17 protein-coding genes and 1 riboswitch are annotated in these 16,127 nt (G+C 36.5%); of the genes, 7 read left to right on the top strand and 10 right to left on the bottom strand.

From position 1 onward, the window contains the following. Positions 1-128: 128 nt before the first annotated feature. The 4 genes from SCA31_RS01045 to msrB all read right to left on the bottom strand — a co-directional run bounded on the left by SCA31_RS01045 (position 129) and on the right by msrB (position 2,960). Positions 129-941: a ferritin-like domain-containing protein gene (locus SCA31_RS01045; protein ID WP_410694953.1), complete on the bottom strand. Its 813-nt coding sequence runs from the start codon at positions 939-941 to the stop codon at positions 129-131. A 24-nt stretch (positions 942-965) separates the two neighbouring features. After that, positions 966-1,676 carry a ferritin-like domain-containing protein gene (locus SCA31_RS01040; RefSeq protein ID WP_410694951.1) on the bottom strand — a complete coding sequence of 237 codons (711 nt, stop codon included), beginning with the start codon at positions 1,674-1,676 and terminating at the stop codon, positions 966-968. A gap of 80 nt (positions 1,677-1,756) precedes the next feature. Next, the gene (locus tag SCA31_RS01035) at positions 1,757-2,326 is read right to left on the bottom strand and encodes a fasciclin domain-containing protein (RefSeq protein WP_410694950.1); all 570 of its coding nucleotides are present in this window, start codon (positions 2,324-2,326) and stop codon (positions 1,757-1,759) included. Between the two features lie 118 nt (positions 2,327-2,444). Next, positions 2,445-2,960: a peptide-methionine (R)-S-oxide reductase MsrB gene (msrB, locus tag SCA31_RS01030; RefSeq protein ID WP_410694948.1), complete on the bottom strand. Its 516-nt coding sequence runs from the start codon at positions 2,958-2,960 to the stop codon at positions 2,445-2,447. 48 nt (positions 2,961-3,008) lie between these two features. On the opposite strand from msrB, the gene SCA31_RS01025 reads away from it, so the two are divergent. Next, positions 3,009-3,620 carry an RNA polymerase sigma factor gene (locus SCA31_RS01025; RefSeq protein WP_410694947.1) on the top strand — a complete coding sequence of 204 codons (612 nt, stop codon included), beginning with the start codon at positions 3,009-3,011 and terminating at the stop codon, positions 3,618-3,620. 1 nt (position 3,621) lies between these two features. Further along, positions 3,622-4,434: an anti-sigma factor domain-containing protein gene (locus SCA31_RS01020; RefSeq protein WP_410694945.1), complete on the top strand. Its 813-nt coding sequence runs from the start codon at positions 3,622-3,624 to the stop codon at positions 4,432-4,434. 138 nt (positions 4,435-4,572) lie between these two features. On the opposite strand, the gene metE is transcribed toward SCA31_RS01020, so the two are convergent. Continuing rightward, positions 4,573-6,876 carry a 5-methyltetrahydropteroyltriglutamate--homocysteine S-methyltransferase gene (gene metE / locus SCA31_RS01015; protein WP_410694944.1) on the bottom strand — a complete coding sequence of 768 codons (2,304 nt, stop codon included), beginning with the start codon at positions 6,874-6,876 and terminating at the stop codon, positions 4,573-4,575. Positions 6,877-7,046: 170 nt separating this feature from the next. Continuing rightward, positions 7,047-7,233: riboswitch (cobalamin riboswitch) on the bottom strand. 191 nt (positions 7,234-7,424) lie between these two features. Between metE and SCA31_RS01010 the strand changes: the two genes are divergently transcribed. Continuing rightward, positions 7,425-7,886 (top strand): Lrp/AsnC family transcriptional regulator, encoded by a 462-nt coding sequence (locus SCA31_RS01010; protein ID WP_410694943.1) that lies wholly within the window; start codon positions 7,425-7,427, stop codon positions 7,884-7,886. Positions 7,887-7,951: 65 nt separating this feature from the next. On the opposite strand, the gene SCA31_RS01005 is transcribed toward SCA31_RS01010, so the two are convergent. Then, positions 7,952-8,236: a bacteriocin-like protein gene (locus tag SCA31_RS01005; RefSeq protein WP_410694942.1), complete on the bottom strand. Its 285-nt coding sequence runs from the start codon at positions 8,234-8,236 to the stop codon at positions 7,952-7,954. A 436-nt stretch (positions 8,237-8,672) separates the two neighbouring features. On the opposite strand from SCA31_RS01005, the gene SCA31_RS01000 reads away from it, so the two are divergent. Further along, the gene (locus SCA31_RS01000; RefSeq protein ID WP_410694941.1) at positions 8,673-9,461 is read left to right on the top strand and encodes an XRE family transcriptional regulator; all 789 of its coding nucleotides are present in this window, start codon (positions 8,673-8,675) and stop codon (positions 9,459-9,461) included. Between the two features lie 127 nt (positions 9,462-9,588). On the opposite strand, the gene SCA31_RS00995 is transcribed toward SCA31_RS01000, so the two are convergent. The 3 genes from SCA31_RS00995 to SCA31_RS00985 form a co-directional block, all read right to left on the bottom strand. Further along, a complete protein-coding gene (locus tag SCA31_RS00995; RefSeq protein WP_410694940.1) occupies positions 9,589-10,983 on the bottom strand; it encodes an alkaline phosphatase in 1,395 nt (464 codons plus the stop codon). Positions 10,984-11,060: 77 nt separating this feature from the next. Continuing rightward, complete coding sequence (locus SCA31_RS00990; protein ID WP_410694938.1) at positions 11,061-12,260, bottom strand: GTP-binding protein; 1,200 nt, start codon at positions 12,258-12,260, stop codon at positions 11,061-11,063. 6 nt (positions 12,261-12,266) lie between these two features. After that, positions 12,267-12,605: a MerC domain-containing protein gene (locus SCA31_RS00985; RefSeq protein ID WP_410694937.1), complete on the bottom strand. Its 339-nt coding sequence runs from the start codon at positions 12,603-12,605 to the stop codon at positions 12,267-12,269. Positions 12,606-12,692: 87 nt separating this feature from the next. Here SCA31_RS00985 and SCA31_RS00980 point away from each other — a divergent pair, with 87 nt between their 5' ends. Continuing rightward, a complete protein-coding gene (locus SCA31_RS00980) occupies positions 12,693-13,082 on the top strand; it encodes a Fur family transcriptional regulator (RefSeq protein WP_410694936.1) in 390 nt (129 codons plus the stop codon). A gap of 152 nt (positions 13,083-13,234) precedes the next feature. Here the strand turns inward: SCA31_RS00980 and SCA31_RS00975 are convergent, their stop codons facing one another. Beyond that, positions 13,235-13,717, bottom strand: a complete 483-nt coding sequence (locus tag SCA31_RS00975; RefSeq protein WP_076351898.1) for a hypothetical protein — start codon at positions 13,715-13,717, stop codon at positions 13,235-13,237. Between the two features lie 235 nt (positions 13,718-13,952). Between SCA31_RS00975 and SCA31_RS00970 the strand changes: the two genes are divergently transcribed. Together SCA31_RS00970 and SCA31_RS00965 are read left to right on the top strand one after the other, a co-directional pair. Beyond that, complete coding sequence (locus tag SCA31_RS00970) at positions 13,953-14,975, top strand: serine hydrolase domain-containing protein (protein ID WP_410694934.1); 1,023 nt, start codon at positions 13,953-13,955, stop codon at positions 14,973-14,975. Positions 14,976-15,041: 66 nt separating this feature from the next. After that, a complete protein-coding gene (locus SCA31_RS00965; protein WP_410694933.1) occupies positions 15,042-16,127 on the top strand; it encodes an alpha/beta fold hydrolase in 1,086 nt (361 codons plus the stop codon).

The raw sequence follows: 16,127 nt of genomic DNA, 5'->3' as shown, positions 1-16,127 counted from the left end.
TTGTAGTATAATTAATTGATTTCTAAAATTGTATAGGCATCTCTGTGAAAAATAAAAACCGCTCTGAAAAGAGCGGTGGAAAACTTGATCATGAGGTTTTCAGTAAAACCTCTATTAAACATAATGAACTATACTATAAACAGAGACGCAATCGTCTGTGCATCGCTGCCACTTAATATTTCATCATATGCAGCAGAACCGGCCGCTGCTCCAAATAGGGTACTTGTATTGTAACCTGCCTGGTTAATATTGTCTTCTCCTGCATAAACAGGATTGGTTGCTGATGGCATATTTCCTCCATTGGCAAGCTCAATCCAACCTTTATTGGCTCTCATTCTTCTCACTTGTGAAGCATGTCTTGCTTCTACAGAGTGAATTTGTAAAGCTGCCTGCAGGACAACCTTATTGGACATTACATTTCCAGCCTGTCCCTTATAAGCCCTTACCCCTGTATCTTCAAAAGCCTGAGCCAATACAAGAAATTGGCTATAATCAGTAAAAGGAGCAAAATTTCCATTAGCTGTAAAATCAAAAGTGGGCTTAGCACCTGGTGTTGTCCCTAAAGAGGTAAGGGTACTTTTCAGAAAACTGACATGGGCTGATTCATGTTTTGAAATCTGCATAAATACTGCTCTGTCCGCATTAGGGATCAGTCCTGCTGTAGATAATCCTATGCTGTAATACTCATTTTCGAGGTATTCCAATACCAATGCTAGTTGTAGGGCATCAGTTAAGGTACTTTTTAAGGCAGCTCCGCTTACATTCATCTTTGTTGTTTCAGCTTTGGTAGTTGCCATTAGACTCCCTAACCCAAGTGGTACAGCTGCTATTGCTGCTTTTTTCCCGAATAATGATAGATCCGTAATCGTTTCCAGTCTTGAAGCTTCTGTGGTAAAGAATTTATCATGAGAAAGCTTATCTAGTAATCTAAGAATGTTCATAATGTAATTTTTAAGGGTGAATGATTAATTTATGCCTCTTTCTTTCCAGGTAAAGCGTGTTTTTATAAACCCACCGGCAGCCATTACGATATCTTTTGGCTCTTTAGCAAGATCTAGCCCATTAGCATCTATAACATCATCTCCTGAAAAATCAGCAGATCCGGGATTGATTAAATTTCTAATAGCTGAAGCATGTCTGGCCTCTACTGAAACTATTTTACCGGCGATGACAAGGTATGCAGGGTTTGAAATGTATTTCCCAGCGCCATTGTATGCTGCTACCCCTGTATCTTCCAATGCTTTTGCTGTAGCGAGTACCGAGTTTCGATCATTAAAATTTACATTAGGATACTGAAATTCAAGCTTAGGCAGCACGTGATTTGTAGCACCGCTAATGGCTGCCTTGAAAAAGTCTCGATGGATGACTTCATGATGATAAAGATCAGTAAACACTTCTTTTTCAATACTGGAAATACCGGTATAAAAATTATTGACCACTTTTGTATAAAAGTCTGCTTCCAGCTGTTCAAGAGCATATGCATAGTTTAATATGCCTACATCACCGGTTCCCAAATCATAGATTTCATCATTTATAATCTGAAAATCATCGTTATCATCACATCCTACTAAGGTAAGACCGGCAATAGCCAATCCTACTCCACTCAATTTTAAAAAGTTTCTTCTGCTTGTATCAAGAGTTGCCCCCTGATTAGAAACATGAATTGTTTTTTTCATAATATTAATTTTTAGTGTTAGGTTAATGGTAAGAAGAGAAAACAGCATATTGTGATATGCTGTTTTTAATCTCAAGGGTATTAAGGCATCAAAACTGTATCTATTACATGAATCACTCCGTTAGACTGGTTCACATCAGCGATGGTTACTTTTGCACTGTTTCCTTTAGCGTCTTTCACATATAGGTCTTTACCCTTTGTCCAGAACGTAAGTTCTTCACCTTGTACTGTTTTCATCATACTTTTTCCGTTTCCGGTTTTTATAGCAGCCCAAATTTCTTTAGCGCCATATCTTCCTGGCAGAACATGGTAGGTTAGTATGGTGGTCAGTGTAGCTTTATTTTCAGGCTTTACAAGGCTTTCTACGGTCCCTTTCGGAAGCTTGGCAAATGCTGCATCGGTAGGAGCCAGTACAGTAAAAGGTCCGGCGCTTTGTAATGTTTCTACAAGTCCGGCAGCCTTTACTGCTGCTACAAGAGTCCTGTGATCTTTAGAATTTACAGCGTTTTCAATAATATTTTTGGACGGGTACATAGGAGCCCCTCCTACCATTACTGTTTTTTCTTTCATCGTTTGTGCTGTTACCTTCCCGCTAAAAGCAAATGATAAAGCTACCATTGCTAAAACTGTGAGTGTTGATTGTGTGTTCATTGTGTTGAATTTTTTTATTAATTATAGTTAATTGTGCTTTTAATGTCATTTACGAGGTTGGTTCTGTTTTAGATTGTAAAAAAATGAAATTATTTGTAACTATATGATATGTAATGTTTTATTTTTTATTGGATACGAATTCAAGACAGATTGAGTTCATACAGAATCGTTTTCCGGTAGGTTTTGGACCATCATCAAACATGTGCCCAAGATGGGAATCACATCTTCCACACAGAACCTCCGTCCGTTCCATATGATGAGAAGTATCTTTTCTATATCTGACACTGTTTTTACGGATTGGCTGATAAAAAGAAGGCCAGCCGCAGGTTGTTGCAAATTTGGAAGTAGAAAGGAAAAGAGCATTGCCACAAACGGCACAATAGTACATTCCTCTCTCATCGAACTCATCATACTTTCCGGTAAAAGCTGTTTCTGTGGCTCCCTCTCTGGCCACTTGATAGAGTTCAGGCTTTAAAATCTTTTTCCATTCAGCATTGCTTACTTTCAATGAGTTTTGAGCTGTATGGGAGTAATAGGGATTTGTGATTTTAAAAAGAGCGTTTTGTGCTTTGCATATTCCGGTAGATAAAGCAATACAAAAGATGAAGATTGCTTTTGAATTTATATTTTTCATATTTACTATTTTTTAATTATTTCCTAATAATCATGTACGAAATAAAAGATGATCTGGATTTTATTGTCAATATGTTTTATTTTGTTACATTTGGACGGAAAAATAAAAGCTATTAAAACAACCTATTCGGAAGAAGAACTTATCGTTTTACTAAAAGAAAAAAACGAAAATGGTTTTCATTATCTGTATGACCACTATTCTGGTGCGTTGTATGGAGTAATTTTTCGAATTGTTCAGTCTAAAGAATATACGGAAGAAATCATTCAGGATGTTTTCGTTAAAATTTGGAATTCCATTCATCAATACGACGTGTCTAAAGGACGATTTTATACCTGGATGATCAACATTGCCCGAAACACGGCAATAGATTATCTAAAGTCGAAAGGATTTCAGAATGAACTTAAAAACCAATCCCTTCCGGATTTCGTATATAATACTACAGAGCTTTCAACAGTCAATGATTCATCCGATTATATTGGATTTAATAACGTGCTTGAAGGCCTTGAGGTTGATAAACAGGAACTTATCAATATGGCTTATTATCAGGGATATACCCAACATGAAATATCCGAAAAACTGAAGATACCGCTGGGAACGGTAAAAACGAAAATGCGGAACGCACTGATGAAATTAAAGGATTTGCTAAAAGACTATCAATAAATTGAACACTAAAGAATACATATCATCCGGAATTATAGAATCTTATATTCTAGGCCATGCTTCTCCAGAGGAAGCGGGTATTTTGGAGTGTGTGATGAAGAATAATGCTGAAGTAAAAGCTGCTTTTGAAGAAGCGCAAAAAACTTTGGAACATCTTGCTACGGCTCAGGCTGTAACACCTCCAAGTGATTTGAAATCTAAAATTTGGAATAAAATTCAGCAGGAACAGAGCATGGAAGAGGAAAAACCTTCCCTTTCTATTCCGGCTCCTGTTGTTAAACCTTTGGAAGAAAATAGCAGCATTAAAACCAACAATAACTGGAAAACCTTAGGTATTGCTGCTTCTGTTTTATTTTTAGGAAGTATTGCAGGCAATCTTTTTTGGGTGAGCAAACAATCTGAAAGTCACAAAGAAATTGCAAAAATGAAGACTGAGAAACAGTCTCAGGATCTTGCCATGAAGAAAATGAATCAGAAAATGGCTATGTTTTCCAATCCTGATATGCAAATGGTAATGCTAAAAGGAGTGGAGAAACACCAGGATGCAAAAGCCATGGTTTTCTGGGACAAAAAAACAAAAGAAGTGTACCTGAGTGCAGAAAGTCTTCCAAAAGCTCCCACAGGAATGCAGTATCAGCTTTGGGCAATTGCAGACGGAAAACCTGTAAGTGCAGGTATGTATAGCCAGGATAAAGACAGTTTGATTGCATTGGCTAATATTCCAAATGCACAGGCTTTTGCCATTACTCTTGAAAAAGAAGGAGGAAGCGCTGTTCCTACTATGGAAAACATGTATGTAATGGGAGGAATATAATAATGGATTTGATTATTATGATGTTATTCAGATACATAAAATCTTATTGTATATAAAATTATAATATTTAAAAGTAATAAATTCAAAAAGCATCCTGATGGATGCTTTTTGATTGGTATACAATTGGAAAATTTACTTTTAAATTGAATATTCAACAGCAGCCTCCTTGGCAGCGGCAACCATGGCGATTAAAGCCTTTTCAGTTTCTTCCCAATGTCTTGTTTTCAATCCACAGTCCGGATTTACCCAAAGCTGATGGGCAGGAATTACATCCTGAGCCTTTTTCAGAAGTTCTATCATTTCTTCTTTTGACGGAACCCTAGGTGAATGAATATCATAGACTCCAGGACCTATTTCATTAGGATATTTAAAATCTGCAAATGCATTTAAAAGTTCCATTTGGGAGCGGGAACATTCTATGGTAATAACGTCTGCATCCATATCAGCGATATTTTTAATAATATCATTGAATTCCGAATAGCACATATGCGTATGGATCTGGGTCGCGTCGTCTACTCCACTTGCCGAGATTCTAAAGGCTTCTACAGCCCATTTCAGGTAATTCTGCCATTCTGTTTTTCTTAATGGAAGCCCCTCTCGTATAGCTGGTTCATCAATTTGAATAATTCTGATTCCTGCTTTTTCAAGATCTACCACTTCGTCTCGAATAGCCAAGGCAATCTGCTTACAAGTTTCGGAGCGGGGTTGGTCATCACGTACAAAAGACCACTGCAGAATGGTAACCGGTCCTGTTAACATCCCTTTTACCCACTGATTGGTTTGTGACTGTGCATATTGTGACCAGTAAACCGTCATGGGTGCAGGGCGGGAAACATCCCCAAAAATGATCGGAGGTTTTACACATCGGCTTCCATAGCTTTGCACCCACCCGTTTTTGGTAAATACAAAACCCTCAAGTTGCTCACCGAAGTATTCCACCATATCATTACGTTCAAATTCCCCATGAACCAAAACATCGATTCCGATTTCTTCCTGCCAACGGATTGTTCTCTGGGTTTCTTCTTTCAATAAGGTATCATATTGCTCTGCGGTTAATTCTCCTTTCTTGAACTTGGCTCTCCAGCTTCTTACTTCGGCAGTTTGTGGAAATGATCCAATGGTCGTGGTAGGAAATAATGGCAGTTGTAATGCTTTTTGCTGTTCTTCTCTACGAATTTGAAATGAATTCTTTCGCTGTGAATCTTCTTCCGTTACAGCTTCTGCTCTTTGCTTTACAATATTATTATGAATTAAAGAAGATGTTTTTCTACTTAAAACTGCTTTTTTATTTTCCTCAAAATCATTAATAATATCTTGATTTTCTGTTCCGGAAGCTAATTCCTTAAGGTTGACAACTTCTTTTACCTTTTGCTTGGCAAATGCCAGCCAGTCCTTAATTTCAGGATTAAGACTGGTTTCAAAGTCTAAATCACATGGAGAATGGAGCAATGAACATGATGGGGCAATAAGAACTCTTTCCGAACCTAATTTTTCAACGGTTTTATTGATAAAGGCTAAGGAATTCTCATAGTCATTTTTCCATATGTTTCTTCCATCTACAAGTCCCAGTGATAAACTTAGACTTTCCGGAATTGAATTGATTACCTCTTCTAATTGCTCGGGATTTCTTACCAAATCAATATGTAAAACATGTACAGGAAGTGAAACGGCAAGAGACAGATTATCTTTTAATCCATCAAAATAAGTGGCCACAATGAATTTTAATGATGGGAATTGCTTTCTAAGTTCCGAATAAACAGCCGTATAGGTTTCTTTAGCTTTTTCTGTAATATCCAGAGAAAGGAACGGTTCGTCAAACTGAATCCATTCTGCACCCTGTTCCTGAAGTTTTGATAAAATCTCGATGTAGACAGGTAGAATATTTTTGGCAAGATCCAGCTTATCAAATCCCTCTTCTTTTTCCTTTCCTAAAAGTAAATAGGAAACCAATCCGATAATGACAGGTTTGGCATTGATCCCGGCTTGCTTAGCTCCTGCAAATTCATTGAATATTTTACTTGAAGTAAGTTTAAACTGCTGGTTTTTATAGAATTCAGGAACAATATAATGATAATTGGTATCAAACCATTTGGTCATTTCCATGGCGGTAATATCCAGCCCGTCTTTTTGATATCCTCTGGCCATTGCAAAGTAAAGATCAAGTTCTGAGTTGTTTCTTTTAAGGGCAACCTCATGATAACGTGTCGGAATAGCTCCTACGATAAGGCTCATATCCAATACCTGATCATAGTAGGAAAAATCATTACAGGGAATAAAGTCTATTCCTGCTTCTTTCTGAATATTCCAGTTTTGGTTACAGATATTTCTTCCCACCGTAAGAAGTTCCTCCAAAACAATCTTGCCTGACCAATATTGCTCGCAGGCTTTTTTGAGTTCTCTTTTGCTACCAATACGCGGATAGCCCAGAATGTGTGTTTGCATTTTTAAACTTTTAATTAAACTTTTTTGTTAAAAGTCCTTTGAATGCTTCGGAATGTTTGGCGGATAAGAAGATCTTGACATAAGTGATAAAGGTAAACAGTGTCATTCATCCTTGGAAAAATGCACTATCCTATATCATCTGTATGACTCAAAAGCTTCAGCCCGCGAAAGCATTGTCATTCAGTAAAGGCAGGTCTCCTGACTTGTAACAGTTTCTGTCATCCTTCCCGCTTTTGGCAGTGGATATCCAAGGACAGAAACTTTTGGTGTGTTACTTACAGTTGCGCGACAGCTCGTGATTCTCACACGATTCCCTATTAATCTACCTTACGTAAAACCTTTCCTGTTTGATGAAGTATATAAAGAACTGTTTTTACCACCCTTTAATGAGTACTGGTAAAAGATTTTAATTTTGTGTAAAATTAGTGATACAGAATATATTGACAATTGTTTAGTATTTATTAAGCAAATAAAACTTTATAAATTATATTTAAAAGAATATAATTCTGTAATTTTGATTGATTTTAAATTTAAAAGAATAATATTCTGTGGAACAACTTGATGATAAGGACCTGAATTTACTGAGACTGCTTCAGAACAATTCAAAATTGACCGTTAAAGAACTTGCCAAGGAAATAAACTTGTCTCCCTCTCCTGTTTTTGAAAGGGTAAAAAGACTTGAACAGGATGGGTATATTAAAAGATATGCAGCTGTTTTAGATGCTGAAAAACTCAACCGTGGATTTACGGTTTTTTGTCAGATCAAGTTAAAAATTCATGATCGGTCTGTAGGGTATGATTTTGTAAATGAAATTCTGGAAATTGAAGAAGTAGCAGAATGTTATAATATTTCCGGCGATTTTGACTTTCTATTGAAAGTACAGGTTAGGGATATGAAGCATTATCAGGATTTTGTATTTAACAAGCTTGGTTCGGTGGATTCTATAGGAAGTACCCACAGTACATTTGTAATGGCTGAAGTAAAAAACAACCACGGCCTGACGATATAATATTTCCCATAAAAAAACCGCTCTGAAAAGAGCGGTATACTTTTTAAGTGCTTGTTCGTTTTTTCTTAGCAAGTAGATCCACATTCAAGTAACTTGATGTGAATTACACCGTTAACAACGCATTGAGTTTGACATAATGCATTACCTACAATAGTACCTACACCGCCAACAACGCCGCCAACTACACCGCCTACGCCACCTACAACTCCTCCTACTACACCACCTAGGCCGCCAACAACGCCACCAATTACACCTCCAAGACCACCAAGTAATCCTCCGATTGGATCAAGTAACCCGTTTCCTGAAATAGTTTTTAGTTCGTTTCTGTCTAGTTTTTTGAAATTTTTCATGATTAAAATTTTATATGATTAATACATCACAAATATATGACAAATAAACATATGTAGATATTTTTTTGAATAAAATAATTAAATAATTTTATAATTTAATATTTCGTTAATATAATTGTTATTTTATGAATATTCCGTTTTTTAATATATCTATTTGATTTTCTAAATGTTAAAAAACATATTTCAACTTGGGAATTTTAGAGTTAATTTTTTTAACTCAAATGATGTTTTATTATGATTAATATCCCTGTCACGTAAAAAAACTTGTTTTGATCCGAAAATCAGGGGTTTAGATTCGGAAAAGAGGGTTTTCTGCTGCTATATTTAACCAACTTGATCGGAGAAAAGGCGAATATCCTGACTTTTTATGGTAAAACTGATTCTGGTTATTGATAACGGAGTCAAAATTTGTATTTTTGCGTACATACTTGTATCAATGTCAATTTTTTCAAATAATATACGCTTTTTAAGAGCCAAGAGAAAGCTCTCCCAACAAAATGTTGCCGACGAACTGTTGATCTCCCGAGTGAGGTATTCCAAATATGAAAACGGAATTTCAGAACCCCCTATTGAACTTTTGATCAAAATATCAAAATATTTTCATGTCAGCATTGACCTTATGTTGTCTGTAGACATTCAGAAATATCCAATGGACGAAATGCTGAAGCTCCCTGATAACAGAATTGTTCTTCCTGTAGCCGTTGATGACCTCGGGAATGATACCATAGAAATTATTCCGCAGAAAGCTTCCATGGGATATCTGGAAGGGTATAGTGATGTGGAATATATAGAAAGTCTTCAAAGGATTGCACTGCCCTTTTTAACCAATGGGAAATACAGAGCTTTTCCGGCAGACGGAGATTCTATGCCGCCATTTAGAAGTGGTTCCTATATTGTAGGGAAATATGTAGAGGGAATAGATGAGTTGAAGCCTGGAAAAACCTATGTTTTTATCACCCTGAATGATGGAATTACCTACAAACGCTTTAAGGAGAAGAAAGGAAATTCTATTTCTGTAAGTGCAGATAATTCTTTCTACGAGCCCTATGATATTCCGTTTGAGGATGTTGTAGAAATCTGGCAGTATGCTTCTGGAATTTTCCCTGAGGATTTTGAACCCGGAGATTATGAGAGCTATAACTTTAAGGAAATGTTCCGCGAATTGAGACAGGACATTAAGGATCTTGATAAAAAGGTTTCCGGACGTCGTAAAAAAACTTCATAAAGTATATGATAAACAGGATATTTAACCTGATAAAATAAACAGGCTATTCAAAAGTAGTATACTTCGGATAGCCTGTTTTTAAAAACCTGTTAAAAATGTAAAATATGTGTTTAAAAATGTCTCCTTTTTATATTGAAGATGCTTTCAGCATGAAATAATGCAGATCTGTATTTTTAATAAAAGGCTGCAATAGCTCACTCCCTGGACCGTAGGCTGCTACTTCTACATAGTCTCCCGAATGATCCATACTGATCCACCCTACCGAATTTCGACTTTTCTGAATTTCAGAATACAGTTTAAATGGTAATTTCTTATAATTATAAAGTCCCTCCTCCTTTTCCAGACCGTTGTAAAAGCTCAATAAATGTTTGGCTTCATCATCATTCAGAATAAGTTTGTTGCCCTCATATATCCAGTCTTTAATATCCTTAATGGAAAAATCCTTGTGGATTTTATTCAGAATATATTCATTCGTGTACTGATATGCTGAAATACTGTTGAAATGAGGGGTCGCCTCGGAACCGTAAATAGTTCCGGGATTAGCATTACCATGATCTGTAGTAATGATGACCAGGGTATTTCCATCTTTTTCGGCAAAATCCATTACGGTTTTCACGGCTTCATCAAATGCAAGCTGATCATGGATGAGTGCGGCTACATCATTCGCGTGGGCTGCCCAGTCTACTTTTCCTCCCTCTATCTGGAGAACAAAGCCTTCCGGATGTTCTTTCATCTGATTAATGGCAACACTGGCCATTTCTGCCAAGGTAGGTGTATTTTTAAATTCAGCGAGGTTGTTTTTATCGATGGTGTAAGGTAATGCTCCCGTACTGAAAATTCCTAAAACTTTTTCTCCTTTCTTAATGGATTTAAGGTCATTACGGTTCTTTAAAATTTGATATTTCTTTTCTTGGTATACGGAATAAAGATCTTTTTTGTCTTCCCTTTTATCGGGGTTGAAAAATTCATCCCCACCTCCCATTAAAACATCTATTTCCAGATCTGCATACATCTCAGCGATCTGAGGTTCGGCATTTCTTTTCGCAGAGTTGACACAAAAGCCTGCAGGAGTGGCATGGGTAGCAGTAACCGTAGTCACACAACCTGCTTTCTTCCCTGCCTTTTTAAATTTCTGCCATATGGGAAGATGCTTTTCGCCATTGGCGCCCATATTCAATACCCCATTCTTTACTCTTATTCCTCCTCCGAAAGCAGAACTTGCGGCCGCAGAATCCGTTACAATTGAGCTGGCCGAAGCAGTGTCCATTAACGCACGTGAAACTTTTTTCTCATGATACAGGTTGAGCCAATGGCTTCCTTTTCCTAAAATATTTCTTGAATAAAGATCAGCCATTGAAAGAGTTCCGAGGCTCATCCCGTCACTGACCATAAATATGATGTTTTTTGCTTTTCCGATTTTAGGCTGATCCACATTTCTTTTGGAACCCCAAAGTTCTGAGGGCGAGAGAGACAACAACCCTGAAAGCAATACCGAACCTTTTAGAAATTTTCTTCTGTCCATAGCTGTAAAAATAATGGACTAAGTTATTGCATATATTTCTTCTATCGTAACTTAGTTGCATTAATAAATGGTTAATTTTAAATGTTTTGTGGAAAAGGATCTTCAAAATCCCGTTTTTGATCTAATAATTCTTTTTCCTGATCATTGATGAGACAACCCTTAAGATCCTGTAACATTTGGTCTTTGTCCAGATTTTGTCCGATAAAAACAAGCTCATTGATTCTGTCACCCCAGTCTTTATCCCATCTGCTTTCAATAAACTCCTGATTTTCTATAAATGAGGCATATTGTGCTCTATGGCTCATAGGCATACTTCCCCACCATATTCCTGCTTTTTCCAAACGAAAGGAACCTCCCGCCTGAGAAAAACTGAGGGCGTCATTGGTTCTGGAAGCCAGCCAGAATAAACCTTTGGCTCTTAGTATTCCCTCAGGATAATTATTGAGATACTCCCAAAGTCTCATAGGATGAAATGGCCTCTTATCTCTGAATACCAGGGAACTTATTCCATATTCTTCAGTTTCCGGAGTATGATGATCAGACTGCAGTTCTTTTTGCCAACCTGCAGAAGCCTGTGCTTTATCAAAATCGAAAAGTTGTGTATTTAAAATATGCTGTGGATTTACTTTACTAAATTCTGACTGAAGAATTGTAGCTTCCGGATTCAGTTTTTTTAGGGCTGATTTTAAAAATCCAAGTGTTTCCGGATCTACAAGGTCTGTTTTATTCAGAATGATGATATTGGCAAACTCAATTTGGTCGGTAAGAAGGTTTACAATGGTGCGATAATCTCCTTCCATATCAGTAAGGTCACGATCCATCAGGCGTTCATTGGATGCAAAATCTTTCATGAAATTGAGGGCATCCACAACGGTAACCATAGTATCAATATAACTGAAACGGGAAAGATCAATTCCGCTTTCTTCATCAATATAGGTAAAGGTCTGGGCCACGGGAATAGGTTCACTAATTCCGGTACTTTCAATCAAAAGATAATCGAAACGGTTTTCGTGGGCCAAACGTTCTACTTCTACCATCAGATCTTCTCTGAGCGTACAGCAGATACAACCATTACTCATCTCTACCAGTTTCTCTTCTGTTCTTGAAAGTGTATTTTGGTTTTCTATAAGACGTGCATCAATATTGACTTCACTCATATCATTAACAATGACTGCAACTTTCAAGCCTTGCTTATTATGCAGGATATGATTCAGTAAAGTTGTTTTTCCGGCTCCTAGAAAGCCACTGAGTACTGTTACAGGAAGTTTTTTCGTCATGTATTCTTAATGTTTATGATTTTTAAAGTTGATGATATGCCCTGCGATTAAACCTACAGCTCCAACGTATATCAATGGAAGATGGATTTCAAATAGTAAATCTGTAAAGACTGAAATTGAAATCATAAGAATAGAAGCCCAAAACAAAACTGCTAGCCAACGATTGGCCATATGTCTTGTTATTCTAAAAACAACCAAGGCTCCAATAACAAGAAAAGCCAAATCAACATAAGGATTATGCGATATTCCCAATGGAATGATTAGCAATAATGGAAAAACAATACAATGAATCAGACATAAAACGGCAGCTGAAATTCCAACAGCATCAAGAATTTTTGATTTCATACAACATAGGATTTAAATTTCTTATCGTAACTTTGTTGCAAATGTAAATATAAAAATCCAAATAACGCAACTATGTTGCATTAAAATATGAAACAGGTAAGGAATACACACGCAAAAACAGAAATTTTAAACCTTATTAATCACTCTGATATAGCTTTAACGCATTCTGATATTCAGAAAAAACTTGGAGATCTTTGCAATAGGGTTACGATTTACAGGGTGCTGGAAAGGCTTGAAAACGAGGGATCTATTCACAAGATTGTTAATGTTGATGGTGTTGTGAATTTTGCAAAATGCAGCGGTAAATGTACACATGAACAGCATTTTCATAATCATGTTCATTTTAATTGTAAAAAATGTCATTCTGTAACCTGCATTGAAAATGCTATTCCTGAAATTAGTCTGCCTGATCATTTTGTAGCCGAGGAATATAACTTTGTGATCAGTGGAATTTGCCCGAAATGTATGAGTATATAATTTTTTTAATCGTTATATTTTAAGAACCTTGCCCGTAAGTTGGGTTAAAATAATACGATTTAAAAGTTCATATAAGAAAGGAATAAAATATCAAAAAACCTCTCCAAGTATAAGCTTAGAGAGGTTTTTTAATTGATAATATTGAAATCTTGTTATAAAGAAGAGATATACACTTCTATTTTGGTTCCGTCATAATTAAAGGTTCCATCGGAATTCATTTTTCCTAAAACCCATTTCATATCTACGGGAACAGACCATGCTGATCCCAGAGAGAACCCGTTCACTGATCTAATTTCATTTCCGTTTCCTGTTGTAATGGCAGAGTGAAACCATGTTTTGTCTATTAATCTATAAAAACCAATGGCTTTTCCTTTAGGAATTGGTGAATATCCGTCCCATTTTTCTCCTGCAGGATAGTTGAATTTACTTAACCATTTTTGGCCTGATGATCCAGCAAGTTCATCTGGATTAATACTAGCCCCTCTCATGTACAGGGCATAAGCAACAACATCATGGCAAACTCCATTACTGTACTTTGAAATATTTTCTGCTCCCGAAAGAACAGCATGGGCAACCGGGGCCCTTTCAGATAAGGATAACTGAGCCTTCCTGGCTCCTTCTGGTGTAACTGACATATTGTGAATATTTTGTTTGGTTCTCGTAAAGATAATCTTTTTTAAATTAATCAATATTTTATATTGAAAATCAATTATTTACTATGTGCGATGATGAAAATAAGGCAGTGTGTTTTTAATATTTCCTCTACAAAATTGCCACAAAGACTTTCTTTGAAGTTATTTTGATATCATTCGGCTGTTTTGTAACTTTTTGATGGATGTGATTGACATATTGAATATTATATTTTAAGTCATGATCCGAACATCATTTATTTTAAGTATTATACTGTTAACCTTATTCTCTTGCAAGGGAAAATCAGAAAAAGATGTTCTTGTGGATTTTTATGAAAAAGGAAAATTTAACGGTACTGTTCTCATTATAAAAGAGGGAAAAGTAATTTGTGACACCGCCTTGGGTTATAAAAATTTTGAAGAAATGAAACTTTTAACGGTAGATACTCCATTTTGTATTGCTTCTCTCACGAAACCCTTTACTGCTGTGGGAATTATGATACTGCAGCAGGAGCATCTGTTGTCCTATGATGATAAGGCAAGCCGTTATATTCCGGATCTCCCTGTATATGCTCAAAATATAAGCATACGGCAATTGCTTACTCATACTTCGGGATTGGCAGATTATGAAAATGTTTTAGTTTTAGATCATGATAAGGTTACCAATCGGGATGTTATGAATTTTCTGAAAAAGCAATCAGGGCTGAGATTTCTTTCGGGAAGCCGGTTTGAATATAGTAATAGTGGTTATATTGTGTTGGGCCAGATTATAGAAGCTTTATCAGGGCAGTCGTTCAATAAATTTATGAATAGCCGGATGTTTTTGCCTTTGAAGATGAACCATTCATTTGTTTATGATGCTGAAACCATTCCAACCTCTGAGATGATTAAAGCTTATGATATTCATAAGAAACCGGACGATTATTCTTTGCTAACTACCGGAGATGGCAGCATCTATTCTACCACGCGGGATTTGTACAAATTTGATCAGGCTTTAAGAAAACATCAGCTACTGAATGAAGAAAATTCTAGACTAATGTATGAATTGCCGATTTTAAAAGACAAAAAACCTAGTGAATATGGTTTTGGCTGGTTTGTTTCTGATCATGCTGCACTGCATACAGGCGGTGTGGATGGTTTCAGAAGCGTCATCTGGAGGGATTTGAAGAATAATACCTGTATTATTGCATTAACCAATCAGGGAGATGCTTTTCCGGTATATGAATTTCTGGATGCTGAAAAAAAAGCATTAGGCAGTAAATAAAGGAGGCTTTTTTTCAATATATCTGTTTAACTTGAGTTTAATAATCAGAACTTTATACAAAATACAATGAAATATAACATTCTATCAATCATTGCTTTATTATTCTCATTTGTCTTATTTGGACAAGATAAGCCATGTGATCAATATGGAGAAGCCAGAGAAGTTATCAAGGATTTGGACTCCATTGTGAGTCCCAATGGAATTCAGGAGAGGTACAAGGCAACTGTGGGGGGAGTTCAGCAATGGGTGTATGTACGTGGACAGAACAAGGAAAATCCGGTAATATTATTTGTACATGGAGGTCCTGCCTCTCCTATTGCTCCGGTAATGTGGATGTTTCAAAGACCGATGGAAGAATATTTTACAGTGGTTAATTATGATCAGAGGGCATCCGGAAAAACCTATAATGCCAATGATACATTAAGGCTAAAGAATACTATCAATATCAATCAATATGTGGATGATGCTATACAAATGGCAGAGCTGGTAAAGGAAAAGTATAAAAAGAAAAAAGTAATTCTTATAGGACACAGTTGGGGAACTATAATTTCCATGAAAGCCGCTTTGAAAAGACCGGATTTGTTTTATGCCTATGTAGGAATCGGGCAAATTATCAATACCAGAGATAATGAACGTCTGAGTGTTGATTTTGCTGTAAAAGAGGCTACAAGGCTCAAAAATGATATTGCATTAAAGGAATTGGCATCCATTGCTCCTTATCCGGGAAATACACCCATTACAAGACAAAGAATCATTATTGCAAGAAAATGGCCTCAATATTATGGTGGTTTAACGGCCTACAGAAACAATTCCAGATATTTCTTTCAGGCTCCATTATGGTCTCCGGAATATTCCTATCAGGATGCGGAAGCGATCGGTAAAGGAAGTTTATTTACTCTTTCAAAGGTTCTTTCGGAATTTCTTGATACTGATTTTAAGAATGTTAAAATATTTCCGATACCGGTTTTTATGTTTATGGGCAGACATGATTATACCACGCCATCAGAGCCTACTGCTCAATGGCTTCAGAATGTAAAGGCTCCGACTAAAAAAGGAATTTGGTTTGAAAATTCAGCACACTTAATTCCTATTGAAGAGCCTGGTAAAATGCTGGTGACGTTATTAAATGACGTTCAGCCTGTCTGTAAATAA

The organism is Chryseobacterium sp. SIMBA_028 (assembly GCF_046535285.1).
Classification (GTDB): Bacteria; Bacteroidota; Bacteroidia; order Flavobacteriales; family Weeksellaceae; genus Chryseobacterium.
This window is presented reverse-complemented; position numbering and strand designations above follow the sequence as displayed.

Coding starts and splice junctions, on each gene's coding strand:
- SCA31_RS00995 (WP_410694940.1), bottom strand. CDS start 10,983: ATGGACAGAAGAAAATTTCTAAAAGGTTCGGTATTGCTTTCAGGGTTG.
- SCA31_RS01005 (WP_410694942.1), bottom strand. CDS start 8,236: ATGAAAAATTTCAAAAAACTAGACAGAAACGAACTAAAAACTATTTCA.
- SCA31_RS00975 (WP_076351898.1), bottom strand. CDS start 13,717: ATGTCAGTTACACCAGAAGGAGCCAGGAAGGCTCAGTTATCCTTATCT.
- SCA31_RS01035 (WP_410694950.1), bottom strand. CDS start 2,326: ATGAACACACAATCAACACTCACAGTTTTAGCAATGGTAGCTTTATCA.
- SCA31_RS01025 (WP_410694947.1), top strand. CDS start 3,009: ATGATCTGGATTTTATTGTCAATATGTTTTATTTTGTTACATTTGGAC.
- SCA31_RS00965 (WP_410694933.1), top strand. CDS start 15,042: ATGAAATATAACATTCTATCAATCATTGCTTTATTATTCTCATTTGTC.
- SCA31_RS00985 (WP_410694937.1), bottom strand. CDS start 12,605: ATGAAATCAAAAATTCTTGATGCTGTTGGAATTTCAGCTGCCGTTTTA.
- msrB (WP_410694948.1), bottom strand. CDS start 2,960: ATGAAAAATATAAATTCAAAAGCAATCTTCATCTTTTGTATTGCTTTA.
- SCA31_RS00980 (WP_410694936.1), top strand. CDS start 12,693: ATGAAACAGGTAAGGAATACACACGCAAAAACAGAAATTTTAAACCTT.
- SCA31_RS01000 (WP_410694941.1), top strand. CDS start 8,673: ATGTCAATTTTTTCAAATAATATACGCTTTTTAAGAGCCAAGAGAAAG.
- metE (WP_410694944.1), bottom strand. CDS start 6,876: ATGCAAACACACATTCTGGGCTATCCGCGTATTGGTAGCAAAAGAGAA.
- SCA31_RS01040 (WP_410694951.1), bottom strand. CDS start 1,676: ATGAAAAAAACAATTCATGTTTCTAATCAGGGGGCAACTCTTGATACA.
- SCA31_RS00990 (WP_410694938.1), bottom strand. CDS start 12,260: ATGACGAAAAAACTTCCTGTAACAGTACTCAGTGGCTTTCTAGGAGCC.
- SCA31_RS01045 (WP_410694953.1), bottom strand. CDS start 941: ATGAACATTCTTAGATTACTAGATAAGCTTTCTCATGATAAATTCTTT.
- SCA31_RS00970 (WP_410694934.1), top strand. CDS start 13,953: ATGATCCGAACATCATTTATTTTAAGTATTATACTGTTAACCTTATTC.